This is a genomic window from Bdellovibrio sp. HCB2-146, assembly GCF_047345725.1.
Classification (GTDB): domain Bacteria; phylum Bdellovibrionota; class Bdellovibrionia; order Bdellovibrionales; family Bdellovibrionaceae; genus Bdellovibrio.
The window spans coordinates 312,468-325,396 of record NZ_JBLEQP010000001.1; the positions used below are offsets into that span (position 1 = coordinate 312,468).

Genomic DNA, 12,929 nt, shown 5'->3' on the forward strand with positions numbered 1-12,929 from the left:
CTAACGACGAGCCCCAGGCGTTCGATAAGATGGTCCATCGCTGCGCACGAAGGACCATTTGTTTTTTTCGGTCAGCTTGCGAGGATCCACGTAGGAAGGAATCGCAGATCCCTTCCAAATAGTTTTCTGATAAGCACCTTCGCGCTTTTTCTCTGAAGTGATATCGACCTCAACAAGAACATTGAAATTCCCTTTAGCCGCCAAGAATGCCAAACGCAACAAAGTCTCGTTACGGTCTTCGCACTCCGGTACATAAATAGGATCTTCCAAACGTTTGATCAGGCGGGATTCTTTATTTTGATCTTTGAAGAAAACGAAAACTTCTTTCGCTTGCTTCTTCAAAGCATTGTAATCATCAAGTGCGGGGCTGACCTTTGCATCAAAACACAAACGGCAATACGTCGAGTGTGAAAGCTCAGCTGGAACATTCGGTTCGAATGAAAAAGCACCTTCATCCATAAATTCGGTACATTTCTTACAAACAGCTTCCTGACACATTCCACATGTGAGAGGGGCCTTGGTACTTTGACATGAACAACAAACTGAATTTTCCATAGGCCATTGGGATACCACAAATCACAGCAATTCTCGACGAGAAGTTCTTGTCTTTTTTACCTGTTCAACTTCTCGACAAAATCTCGTTTAAATGGTCCTGTATTGAGCCAAAAAATCAGGATTACTTCCCTCCCATTCTGGGCCGTTCTATCATTTAAAGGTGGTAGGAAGGATTTCTGTGCTTCGTTTTACACTTCTTCTTATGGTCTGCTTGGCGGTGGGCTCCATAGGGACTGCCAAGGTGAAGGCTCCAAGAACCAAAGGTTCTAAGCCTGCACCTTCAGCGTCACCTTCTGACGAGCTTAAAGCGCTGGCCAGCGACTATGGAATTCAACTCGAGAATCTTTCAATTTTCGCCACCACCGAAGGTAGCAAAACTCCGCTTCTTGATATCAATGCCATGAAGACCATGACCCCTGCATCGGTGACCAAGATCATCACGGCTTCAGCGGTCTTGGACTCCTTTCCACCCGACTATCGCTTCACCACGCAGCTTTTGGGAAATTCTTCTAAAAAAGGCTCCATCTTTATCGGCGACCTTTACCTTAAAGGCGGTGGTGATCCAAGCTTTGGCGCTGAAGGTATGCAGACGCTGGTCGACACATTTGCAAAGCTTAAAATCACAAAGGTGGTTGGCGATATCGTAGTCGATGATTCGCTGTTTGATAGCTCACGCTATGATGTCAGCCGCGAACAAGCACGTGTCGACCATGCTTACGATGCTCCGGTCGGTGCCATGTCCTTTGGACTTAACACCGTGAGCATTTGGATTCGTCCGACAAAATCAGGTAAAAAAGCCGACGTCACCATTGAACCTGAAACCGATTACATTCGCGTTGTTAGCAAAGCAAAAACTGTTTCGGGTCGAAAAAACCGCCTCACAGCAGAGCGCCGTCACAGTAAGAAATCCGGTGATTTAATCCTGATTAACGGTGTGATTGGTGAACGCTACAACCCTATTTTTGTCGAAAAAAACATAACCCAACCGGATATCTGGGCCGGTTATAATTTAAAAACCTTCCTTGCCAAAAAAGGCATCCAAGTCACTGGTCAAATTCGCAACGGTTTAACTGCACCGAATGCCAAAGTTCTGGCGGAAGCGAAAAGCAAACCAATTGAAGAGATCCTGATCGACATGAATAAATCATCAAATAACTTTGTGGCTGAAATGCTGGCAAAAAATCTCGGTACATTTTTACGTCCTACCGGTGCAACGCTTGCCGATGGTGTAAGAATTATTAATAAACATCTTAAAAAAATCGGCCTGCAAGATTCCGAATTTAAAATCACCAATCCTGCCGGCCTTACGCATGAAAACAAAATTTCATCCATGGCAGTTTGGCATATTCTCTGTCACTTGCAGGAAGATCCACGAGCTCAAAAGGCTTTCTTTAATTCGCTGCCGATCGCAGGCGTAGATGGAACGCTTAAAACCCGCAATATCGCCTCTACAGAGGGAACCTGGGTTCGCGCAAAGACCGGATACATTCGTAACGTCACGGCCCTTGCCGGCTATGCCCAAAAGAAAAACGGCAAGATGATCACGTTTAGCTTTGTATACAATGGTGCAATTGATGACCGTAAGGTTGCAAAATTCTTTGACCAGCTTTTAGTGAAGCTGCTTTAAAAATAAAAAAGCCCCGGTCTTTCAACCGAGGCTTTGTAAAATTCCGTTTAATTAGAATTTAGTGAAGCTTTCCACCTGACAAAGCGGCTTTAGCAGCTGCCAATCTTGCGATAGGAACGCGGAATGGAGAGCAAGAAACGTAATCAAGTCCCACCTTGTTGAAGAACTCGATAGAATCTGGATCACCACCGTGCTCACCGCAGACGCCAATTTTAAGATCTGGCTTCATACGACGACCTAAATCTGTCGCCATTTTCACAAGTGAACCTACGCCCACTTGATCAATCGACATAAATGGATCTTTAGGCAAGATACCTTGAGAAACATACGAACCCAGGAAACGGCCTGAATCGTCACGAGAAAGACCCAAAGTCGTTTGTGTAAGGTCATTTGTTCCGTAACTGAAGAAATCAGCGTGTTCAGCAATCGCATCTGCTGTCAAAGCAGCGCGAGGAAGCTCAATCATTGTTCCAATCATGTAGTCGAACTTGACGTTCTTCTCTGATTGAACTTTTTTAACTTCGGCATCTGCTTGTTTGCGAAGGATGTCGAGTTCCTTATCTGTGCCCACAAGTGGGATCATGATTTCAGGAACAAGCTTGCTACCCGCTTGGATCATCATCACAGCTGCTTCTGCAATCGCACGCACCTGCATTTGATAGATCTCAGGGTAAGTGATCGCCAAACGGCAACCACGGTGACCCAACATCGGGTTGAACTCGTGCAAAGCTTTTACTTTTGCGCGCAAACGATCAAAGTCTGTGCCCAAACGTTTTGCCAATTCTTTTGTTTCTTCGTCTGTGTGAGGAACGAACTCATGAAGAGGTGGATCCAACAAACGAATTGTCACTGGCAAACCGTCCATGATTTTAAAGAGCTGATAGAAGTCATCTCTTTGCATTGGAAGAAGTTTAGAAAGCGCGCGTTCGCGATCCATTTTGTTATCCGCAATGATCATCTCACGAACAGCGTCGATACGATCCGCGCCAAAGAACATGTGCTCTGTACGACAAAGACCAATACCTTCAGCTCCGAATTTACGAGCTGTTTCAGCATCTTTCGGAGTGTCTGCATTTGTGCGAACTTTCAAACGACGAACGCGGTCTGCGATTTTCATAATGCGATCGAATGAACCTTCAAGTTTGGGCTCAATCGTTTTTACTTCGCCCATGTACACTTCACCAGTTGAACCGTCCAAAGTGATCACGTCGCCCTTTTTAAGAACGTAACCTTTCACTTTCATCGTTTCATTGCGGTAGTCGACTTCGATATCGCCACAACCCGCTACACAGCATTTACCCATACCACGTGCCACAACAGCCGCGTGAGAAGTCATACCACCACGAGTTGTTAAGATACCTTGAGCCGCGATCATACCAGCGATGTCTTCAGGAGAAGTTTCGATACGAACCAAGATAACTTTCTTACCTTGTTCTTTCCACTCAACAGCTTCTTCAGAAGTGAAAACGATTTGACCGTTTACGCCACCTGGTGAAGCTGGAAGACCTTTAGCCAAAGTTGTTTTTTGCGCCTTAGGGTCCAATGTTGGGTGAAGCAATTGATCCAACGCTGCTGGATCCAAACGAAGAATTGCCTCTTCTTCTGTGATCATCTTTTCGTCGATCATGTCACATGCGATTTTCAAAGCTGCTGCTGCCGTACGTTTTCCGTTACGAGTTTGCAGCATCCACAAAACACCACGTTCAATTGTGAACTCGATGTCTTGCATATCGCGATAGTGACCTTCTAGTTTTTTATAGATTTGCACCAATTGCTCGTAAGCCTTTGGAAGAGCTTCTTCCAAAGAAGGCATACCCGTTCCTGCTGCTGCAATTTTAGTGATTGGTTGTGGGGTACGAATACCAGCAACAACGTCTTCACCTTGAGCATTGATCAAGAATTCACCGTAGAATGCTTTTTCACCAGTTGACGGGTTACGAGTGAACGCAACACCTGTTGCAGAATCATCACCCATGTTACCAAATACCATCGACTGAATGTTCACCGCTGTTCCCCAAGATGCCGGGATACTGTGAAGCTCGCGGTATGTGATCGCGCGAGGTGTGTTCCAAGATCTAAAAACGGCAGAGATAGAACCCCACAATTGTTCCCAAGGATCTGCTGGGAAAGATTGACCTGTCATTTGATGAACAAGTTCTTTGAACTTTTTAACAAGCAACTTCAAATCATCAACTGTCATTTCCGTGTCGAGTTTGTAGTGCTTTTCCTCTTTCAAATCTTCAAGAGTGACTTCTAAAAGGGAAGAATTCATGCCCATCACAACATCCGAATACATTTGGATGAAACGACGGTAAGAGTCCCACGCAAAACGTGGATTGTTCGAAGACTTTGCAAGGCCTTCAACAGTTTGATCATTCAAACCAAGATTCAAAATCGTATCCATCATGCCCGGCATAGAAGCGCGCGCACCGGAACGAACCGAAACGAGCAATGGATTATTCACATCGCCGAATTTCTTGCCGATTTTTTGTTCCACTTTTGCCATCGCTGTTTGTACGGCAGGACGAACCCAGTCAGGAAGTTTCCCGCCAGCTTCGTTAAAGTGTGTGCAGATTTCCGTAGAAATTGTAAAGCCTGGAGGAACCGGAATTCCCAAAGAAGTCATCTCTGCGAGATTTGCTCCTTTACCGCCCAAGATGTTTTTCATCCCGGCATTGCCTTCCGTATCTCCCGCTGAGAAGAAGTAAACGAACTTCTGCGGAACTGCTGTTTTTACTGATGAGTCAGTTGAATTGACATTCTGGTGCATAAGTCTCCTTTTATTCAGCCAGATGAGCCAAAAATATTGGGTCTCGTTTGATGCTATAAAACACCGCTAAGTGCCTAATATCAATGAAAACTGGCAGCACCAGCGGCCTTACGCATCATAGAGTGAAAACTCGGAATATTTTTACAAAAAATAGGCGGGTCTCAAGGCGTTTTGCCTTGGAAATAAGCAGGAAGTGTTAGAAATCATCCAACTTCCTGCAAAAATGGGGACGCAATTCAGATCTAATCTTCTGAAATTACTTCTCTAACGATTTTGAGGAGCTGTCTTTCTGAGTAAGGTTGCTCTGCTGAACACAGCTGTTTCGTGGCGCGGAACTTCCCCGTTCTAAAGAAAACCGTCGAGTTACCGGCTCCCAACCAGGAAGAGCGTATATAACTCATCATTTGCGAATTCCAAGCTACACTCCCCGTCGAATTGCACTCTGGGGTTTCGCTCAAAAGAAAAGTCGCAAGGACAACAGATCGTGCCAACAGTTGCAAACGTGGCACATCATCATCGTAGTGGTGATTTAAAAAGGCCAGATAGTTTTGTGCTTTCACCTTATCGCGTTCGTCCTGAAGTCCCAACATGATCGGGAATGATGACTCAATAAGCACATACAAATCTTCCGGGCGATAGCGGTGGTAATAGAGAAACGCATCTCTGCGCTGTAGGGTGTCTCGCAGCTCACTAAAATCGCGAACTAGCGATGCTAAAAGAATGCTGTGCAAAGTTGGGTGAATATTCAATTTGACGTTATTTTTCCGCAAAACTTCCGGATCAATAATGCTGGCAAAACCAGCTTCTGAACTTTGCAAAAATCCGCGCACTTCAACGGCGAAGGCTTTAACTTGTGTCGACGGTTTTTCTTGAAAATCGGCGGGCAATGCTCCCAGGGATGCCGCACGCTGATTCAATTCCGCCAAGACCGTAAAATCAAATTGAGGGACTTTTTCGTCCTCATCCCAAGCGCGCGCGTGCGCAAAAGAACCTTGTAGGAGCAAACCAAGTGTCAATAGAGTGGACATCAGGCCTCTTCCGCCCAACCAAAGCATCTCTATCTTCGTTAAAAATGATTTCATCCTATGACCCTCTACTTCCCGTGGCTTATTGCCAATTCAGTGCCAGTCAATGCCAAGATACCCTAGAATACGAGAGCCCAGTCGAAAATTACCTTACAAACCTGAGCCTATATGAATGAAAACTCGACATTCATGGCAAGGCCGCTCACAGAAGTCGCCTAGACCTTTCCCTTAGGGGCAATGGATTTTAAGAAGGAATTTAGCTATCGTTGAGGTATGGATCTCAGAAAGAAAATCATCTTTGTAATCGCCTTTATCGTTCTCTACTACTTCCTTGATAAAGCCGTGCATTTGTTCTTTTAAATTATTTCTTAAACACAAATAAAAAAGGCGCTGAGTTTTCCCTCAGCGCCTTTTTAGTTTTAGATTTCTAAATACTAGAAACTTTTAAGCTTACCAGCGATGTATGAATTCAATTGTGCAATTGGAATGCGCTCTTGAACCATTGTATCACGGTGACGAACAGTCACGGCTTGATCGTTGATTGTGTCGAAGTCGAAAGTCACGCAGAACGGAGTTCCGATTTCATCTTGGCGACGGTAACGTTTACCTATCGAAGCTGTTTCGTCGTAAGTCGTATCAAAGTCTTCTGCCAATTGATCACGCAACTTCATTGCTGGTACTGACAGTTCTTCTTTTTTCGACAAAGGCAAAACGCAAACTTTGTACGGAGCAATTTCTGGGTGGAAGCCCATGACCACGCGTACGTCTTCTTTACCCTCTGCATCTGTCGTGATCTCTTCACGATAAGCATCACACATGAAAGCCAAGAACAAGCGATCACAACCCACGGCCGTTTCGATAACGTATGGGATGTATTTCTCTTTGCTCGCTTCGTCGAAGTACTCAAGTGATTTACCAGAGAACTTCATATGTTGAGTTAAGTCGAAGTCTGAACGGTTATGAATACCTTCAAGCTCCGAGAATCCCATTGGGAATTTGAATTCAAAGTCCGTCGCGGCACGCGCATAGTGCGCTAGTTTTTCGTGGTCGTGGAAACGCAAGTTTTCAGCCTTGATGCCGTACTTGATATAGAAATTCCAACGAGTTTCTTTCCAGTAGTTAAAGAACTGCTCGTCTGTTCCTGGTTTCACGAAATATTGCATTTCCATTTGTTCGAATTCACGCGTACGGAAAATGAAATTTCCTGGAGTGATTTCGTTACGGAATGATTTACCAATCGCGGCGATTCCAAATGGAATTTTGTAACGAGACGATTGTTGGCAGTTTAAGAAATTCACAAAGTGACCTTGAGCTGTTTCAGGGCGCAAGTACACCACACTCGCAGAATCCTCCAAAGGACCCATGTGAGTTTTAAACATCAAGTTGAAGTTACGCTCTTCAGACAAGTTTTTGCTGCCGCAATTTGGACATTTCTTGTGTTGGATGTACGACTCTGTGTTATCCGCACGGAAACGAGTTTTACAGTCCTTACAGTCAACCAATGGATCCGAGAAACCATCCACGTGACCAGAAGCTTTCCACACTGTCGGATGCATCAAGATCGCGGCATCAAGACCGACGATGTCTGCTCTGCGAGTCATGGCATTCCACCACGCGCGCTTGACGTTCAACTTCATCAAAGAGCCCAACGGACCATAATCCCAGCAGCTTCCCAAACCGCCATAGATTTCGCTTGATTGAAAGACGAATCCGCGACGTTTGCTGAGGCTCACGAGGGTATTAAGATCATCGAGGTGCTTAATTTTCATACAGGGCTCCGGGTTAGAAAAGAAGTCAGCAATAATGGTTACACTTGGGTCTAGAACCAGTCAAGAAATCACCCGGAAACTTGCCCTTCCCCCGCCCCTCAGCGAGCCTAAAGGTACCTGCTTACTTTCGTGTCGAAAAGGTACCAGGTTCCTTGGCGACACAAAAGGAAGCAGGTACGTTTGGAGGTTCTATGCGCTGCGTTTTGATGTTGTTGCTTCTGGTCGAAGTGGCTCAGGCTCAATCGGTTACGAAACTTGTGACTCGTGAGGAAAAAATCCGCGAGCAAATGATCGTTATTTCCCGTGAATTAGGTGTAACTTGCACAACCTGCCATAACGTTCAAAATTTTACGAGCGATGAGAAGCAGGCCTTTAAGGTCAGCCGCGAGCACATGAAAATCACTCAGATGCTAAAAGATAACGGCTTTGATGGAAAAAAGGGTCCAGCGGCAACTTGCTATATGTGCCACAGAGGAAAGCTCTCCCCTGATTTCAAGGAGCCCAACGGTTCCAAAGTTCACTAGAATTTAATTTGAATTTTGAAAATAAAAAACCCACAGCCTTTCGGTGTGGGTTTTTGCTTTTTAAGCTCTTACTTGAGAATTAAAGTTCAAGTGGAAGAGAAACTGAAAGCATGTATGAAGAGTGGTTACCGTCGAAATCAGTTGTACCACCGCTAGTTTCAACATCTTTGAAATCGTCTTTGATGTATTCAAAGTTTAAAGATACGAATGGCAAACCCGTGAAACCAACACCAATTTTTGTGTTTGTACCTTTAAGAGTTGAGTTGTCGCCTTTGATTTCATTCGAGAATCCGTAACCAATCCAACCTCTCAAAAGAATTGGGAAGTCGATACCTACAACCGCACCAAGAACATTTCTTTTTGTGCTTTCATCGCTACCAACATCTGGCTTAAAGTTTCCGCTAACACCCAGGTTGTATTCACCTGCGATCCACAACATCAATGGGCTTTTCCAACCAAGACGCAATCCCATGTTCACGCCATCCGATTTGAAATCGACGCCACTTGTTTCACCCGAACCCATTTCATAACCAAGGTAAGGCTCAACTAGAATGTCGGCGTGTGAAGTGCTGGTAAAGCCCAGACCAATTGCTAAAATTAACAGAAGCTTTTTCATTAGGTTTCTCCTTTTGTAATCCAAAAGAACTTCGGACTCGAATACAATTTTGTAGAGACTTCCACTCGGGGTCAACGTTTCAGCTCCTTCTAGCCTTGAGCAGAGTCTAGGACTTCACAGATTCGACATCATTGGAGGAGCTTATGTTACGAACTTTTCGCGACGACAAAGAGTTCTATGCGTCCCTTCCTAAGAAAAGAATTGGCGCAGGTGTTCTGCTCTTCTACAAAGGTGAGCTTTTAATCGTACAACCAACTTACAATCCCGGATGGATTTTACCTGGCGGCACCATCGAAGCCGAAGAGTCACCACTTGAGGGCTTGCACCGTGAAGTGCGCGAAGAACTCGGCATCGAAATCGAACCTCTCAGCCTGCTCGCGGTTGATTACATCCACAATCGTGACGTCAAAGGCGAATACATCCAATTTCTTTTTTGCGCCAAAGACCTCACCGAAAAACAAGCGCAAAGCATTCGCCTTCAAGAATACGAACTCAAAGATTTCAAATTTGTATCACTCGAAACAGCGTATGAAATGTTGATTATCAATGTTGCCCGCAGGGTAAAAAATGCTCTGCAAGCACTTGAAGAAAAAAACGCAGCCTTGTACTTAGAAAACGGCCAAGAACCCGGCCCGGTTTTTAAGCCCGTGCGAAGCAAAGAAATACACTTTTAGGCAAATGAAGTAGTGCACGCCAAAAAAGTACGGCGTACCTCTCAAGGCTATTTTTTTAGTATTGAAATTGCTTCGGCATAGTTGCGACCGAAGACAAAACTTCCCGCTACGAAAACATCAGCTTCGTGACAAAGCTTGGCCGTTTCGGCGTTAATACCGCCGTCGACTTCGATCAAGCATTTTAATTTTTTCGATGAAATCTCAGAGCGTAATTTCGAAATTTTAGCGATCTGATCGTGCATGAAAGATTGGCCGCCGAATCCAGGTTCAACAGTCATCACCAACACTAAATCACATAAAGGCAATAACGGCAGAACGTCTTCCACGGGTGTACGAGGACGCAATGTGATTCCAGGTTTAGCTCCCAACTCACGAATACGTTTCAACACAGCTGCTGGATCACGAGTTGATTCCACATGAATCGTCAAATAGTCACTGCCCGCTTTGATAAAAGCTTCGACATACTTTTCAGGCTCTTCAATCATCAAGTGAACATCCAGAGGCAATGGCGATACTTTTTTAAGTGAAGCCACAACAGGAACACCAATTGTCAAATTCGGTACAAAGTGTCCATCCATCACGTCGACGTGAATCCAATCAGCGCCAGCGGCCGCAACGGCTTTGACTTCTTTTTCAAGATTCGCAAAGTCCGCTGATAAAATGGATGGAGAAACTTTTTTAGACACCGATTTGATCTCCTACTTTTAAAGGATTTCCTTTAAGAAAATCTGCGACCTTCATGCGATTGCGTGACTCTGGTTGCAGTTCAAAAATTTTCAATACGCCATCACCGGTGGCAATCGTGATCGACTCATCATTCACGCCCGCCACACGACCTGGCCCCACTGAGCTGCGATCAGACAAAGCGCGCACTTTGTGAAGCTTCAATTTCTTTCCACCCAACAAAGTATAAGTACCAGGCCCATAAGTAAAACCACGGACCTTACCGCTCAAAGATTTTGCCGATTGATTCCAATCAATCAACGATTCAGCTTTATCAATTTTCTTAGCAATCGTGACTTGTGATTCATCTTGAGGAACCGGCGCCAAATTTCCGCGCACATAATCCATCAATTCTACTCGCAACAAATCAGCACCTAAACGCGCCAACTCATCATGCAACTGCATTGCATCCATATCTTCATGAATGCGCACGCGACGAATGCCGATGATGTCGCCAGCATCTAGCTTCTTCACCATTTTTTGCAGCGTCACGCCTGTCTCTGTGTCACCAGCTTCAATCGCGCGCTGGATCGGAGCAGCCCCACGCCAGCGTGGTAAGATCGAGCCATGCACATTCACGCAACCGAAACGAAAAGAGTCTAAAAACTCTTGCGTGAGGATTTGACCGAAAGCCACAACAACGGCGACTTCCGCGCCCCAACTTTTGATTTCAGCGTTGGCGGCAGGATCGTTTTTTAAAGATTCAGGGGAAATCACTTTCAAACCGTGCTCAAGAGCGAGCACTTTTACCGGACTTGGAGTGAGCTGAAGTTTGCGTCCCGCCGGGCGATCCGGCTGGGTCACAACGCCGACGATCTCATAGTGATCGTCTTCCAAGAGTGCTTTCAATGATGTGACTGCAAATTCTGGGGTGCCTAGAAAGCAAACTCGGACTTTACTCACACTTCACACTTTTCTGGATCAGATGATTTATCTTTGTCGCCATCTCCACTCTTCTCCTTGACTGGATAGCCGTACTTTTTGATTTGATTTTTAATTTTGTTCGATTTCACAAAGCTCAAGTGATCGATGAACAAAGTACCTTCCAAGTGATCCAATTCGTGCTGCATGCAGATCGCAAGCAAACCGTCTGTTTTCACGGTGAACTCTTTGCCATTCACATCGTAAGCTTTCATCTCGACAGTTTCATAACGTTCAACTGTTTCGTAGTAACCAGGAACTGACAAGCAACCTTCATCGAAAGTTGTCTTACCTTCACCACCAACGATAGTTGGATTGATCAAAACCAATGGTTGCGGAACGGCTTTTTCCATTTCCGTCATTTCGTCGTACTTATAACGGCGGCCTTCTTCGTCTTTTGGACGAGTGTCGATCACCACCAAACGAACCAACTCACCCACTTGCGGAGCCGCAAGTCCAATACCGTGAGCATCGTACATAGTTTCGATCATGTTCTCGACCAACGTTTTTAGCTCAGGACCGAACTCAGTCACAGGCTTAGCAACTTCACGCAAACGTGGGTCTGGGAAAGTGAGGATTTTCATGACCATAGGGAACCTCCAGGGAGGCCTCCATTATATCAACGTTTGAGCCTTTTGAGAAGGACCAAGGCAAGGCCGGCCATCAATACGTTGGGAGCCCAGGCTGCCACATAAGGCGGCAATGTTCCATGCTGCCCTAATGTAATCCCAGAGGAATATAAAACGTAATACGCGAAAACCAGGCCTAAGCAAATCCCCACATTGAGCATCGTGCCCCCCGAACGGGCCCGCCCCACACTGAAAGGAATACCTAGTAAACACATGACCAGGCCGGCAAATGCGAAGGAAAATTTCTTATGATAGTCGACCTCATATGCGACCGTGTCCAACCCCGCGTCCTTATTTTTTTCAATAAAGCGCTTCAGTTCCGTATGACTCATCATCTCCGCTGTTTGCCCCGCGCTTTGCAGGTCTTTGGAGTCCTCGGCCATCACAATTTTCTTAGTTTTAAACTGAGAACTTAAAGGAAAGCTTGAGTCTTTCGAAAAGACTGTGACAGTTCCATTTTCAAGCTGCCAATTCGCCCCTTCCATCACCACATCGCGCGCGGTGATCATCTGAACAAGATCCCACTCATCACTAAAGAAATACATCGTCAGACCTTGTGCGCGGTCCCCTTTAGCATTCAAAGTTTTGATATTAAAAATAGAATTCTTTGAACGATACCAAATACGGTCGGTTTTCACCGTCGAATATCTGTGCGGTTCTTTTTTAATATCGTAGTAGTAAATATAGTTTTTGTTGGCGTTGGTTTTGGGAATCACGCGATCCCCAACAAAAAAACCAATCACCGAAATAATTGCCACTCCAATAAGCAACGGAAAGGCAATGCGAAGCAAACTCATGCCGGCCGCAAATAACGCAACGAGTTCATTTGCTTTATTAAGAGCCGTCAAAGTCAAAATCACGCCCAACAAGCAAGCAACCGGTAAAAGCGTTTGAATAATCTCAGGAAAAGAATTCAGATAGTAACGCATCAAGGCTTCAGGGGCGACGCCTTTGAAATTCGCAATGGTCGACATCGCATCGACAGCTGAATAAAGCGTCAAGAAGACCAAAAGGCCTCCAACAAAGTAACCTAAAAACAGCCATGATGTGTAACGATCGATCCGATTCACCTGCGAGTTGCTCCTGCTTTCCCTAT

At 45.2% G+C, this 12,929-nt stretch carries 12 protein-coding genes; 3 read left to right on the top strand and 9 right to left on the bottom strand.

Annotation, left to right across the window (positions count from 1 at the left end; translation table 11 throughout):
• The gene (locus tag ACLWOR_RS01460) at positions 1-555 is read right to left on the bottom strand and encodes a hypothetical protein (RefSeq protein ID WP_413938886.1); all 555 of its coding nucleotides are present in this window, start codon (positions 553-555) and stop codon (positions 1-3) included.
• Positions 556-733: 178 nt separating this feature from the next.
• Between ACLWOR_RS01460 and dacB the strand changes: the two genes are divergently transcribed.
• On the top strand, positions 734-2,182 hold the full coding sequence (gene dacB, locus ACLWOR_RS01465; protein ID WP_413938887.1) for a D-alanyl-D-alanine carboxypeptidase/D-alanyl-D-alanine-endopeptidase: 1,449 nt from the start codon (positions 734-736) through the stop codon (positions 2,180-2,182).
• Between the two features lie 58 nt (positions 2,183-2,240).
• Here the strand turns inward: dacB and ppdK are convergent, their stop codons facing one another.
• The 3 genes from ppdK to ACLWOR_RS01480 all read right to left on the bottom strand — a co-directional run bounded on the left by ppdK (position 2,241) and on the right by ACLWOR_RS01480 (position 7,746).
• On the bottom strand, positions 2,241-4,952 hold the full coding sequence (gene ppdK / locus ACLWOR_RS01470) for a pyruvate, phosphate dikinase (RefSeq protein WP_413938888.1): 2,712 nt from the start codon (positions 4,950-4,952) through the stop codon (positions 2,241-2,243).
• Positions 4,953-5,194: 242 nt separating this feature from the next.
• Entirely contained in the window at positions 5,195-5,980 is a 786-nt protein-coding gene (locus ACLWOR_RS01475) for a hypothetical protein (protein WP_413938889.1), read from the bottom strand.
• A gap of 431 nt (positions 5,981-6,411) precedes the next feature.
• On the bottom strand, positions 6,412-7,746 hold the full coding sequence (locus ACLWOR_RS01480; RefSeq protein WP_413938890.1) for a glycine--tRNA ligase: 1,335 nt from the start codon (positions 7,744-7,746) through the stop codon (positions 6,412-6,414).
• 191 nt (positions 7,747-7,937) lie between these two features.
• On the opposite strand from ACLWOR_RS01480, the gene ACLWOR_RS01485 reads away from it, so the two are divergent.
• Positions 7,938-8,270, top strand: a complete 333-nt coding sequence (locus ACLWOR_RS01485; RefSeq protein ID WP_413938891.1) for a photosynthetic reaction center cytochrome c subunit family protein — start codon at positions 7,938-7,940, stop codon at positions 8,268-8,270.
• A 79-nt stretch (positions 8,271-8,349) separates the two neighbouring features.
• Here ACLWOR_RS01485 and ACLWOR_RS01490 read toward each other — a convergent pair whose 3' ends face one another.
• Entirely contained in the window at positions 8,350-8,886 is a 537-nt protein-coding gene (locus ACLWOR_RS01490) for a hypothetical protein (protein ID WP_413938892.1), read from the bottom strand.
• 143 nt (positions 8,887-9,029) lie between these two features.
• Between ACLWOR_RS01490 and ACLWOR_RS01495 the strand changes: the two genes are divergently transcribed.
• Complete coding sequence (locus tag ACLWOR_RS01495; protein WP_413938893.1) at positions 9,030-9,560, top strand: NUDIX domain-containing protein; 531 nt, start codon at positions 9,030-9,032, stop codon at positions 9,558-9,560.
• A gap of 47 nt (positions 9,561-9,607) precedes the next feature.
• Here ACLWOR_RS01495 and rpe read toward each other — a convergent pair whose 3' ends face one another.
• Genes rpe through lptG form a run of 4 tightly spaced genes read right to left on the bottom strand, consistent with a single transcriptional unit; the run spans position 9,608 to position 12,903 of the window.
• Positions 9,608-10,246, bottom strand: a complete 639-nt coding sequence (gene rpe, locus ACLWOR_RS01500) for a ribulose-phosphate 3-epimerase (RefSeq protein ID WP_413938894.1) — start codon at positions 10,244-10,246, stop codon at positions 9,608-9,610.
• Complete coding sequence (fmt, locus tag ACLWOR_RS01505) at positions 10,239-11,186, bottom strand: methionyl-tRNA formyltransferase (RefSeq protein ID WP_413938895.1); 948 nt, start codon at positions 11,184-11,186, stop codon at positions 10,239-10,241. Before fmt ends, rpe begins: the two co-directional genes overlap by 8 nt.
• Entirely contained in the window at positions 11,183-11,794 is a 612-nt protein-coding gene (def, locus tag ACLWOR_RS01510) for a peptide deformylase (RefSeq protein ID WP_413938896.1), read from the bottom strand. Before def ends, fmt begins: the two co-directional genes overlap by 4 nt.
• Before the next feature lie 29 nt (positions 11,795-11,823).
• Positions 11,824-12,903: an LPS export ABC transporter permease LptG gene (gene lptG, locus ACLWOR_RS01515; protein WP_413938897.1), complete on the bottom strand. Its 1,080-nt coding sequence runs from the start codon at positions 12,901-12,903 to the stop codon at positions 11,824-11,826.
• Positions 12,904-12,929 lie beyond the last annotated feature (26 nt).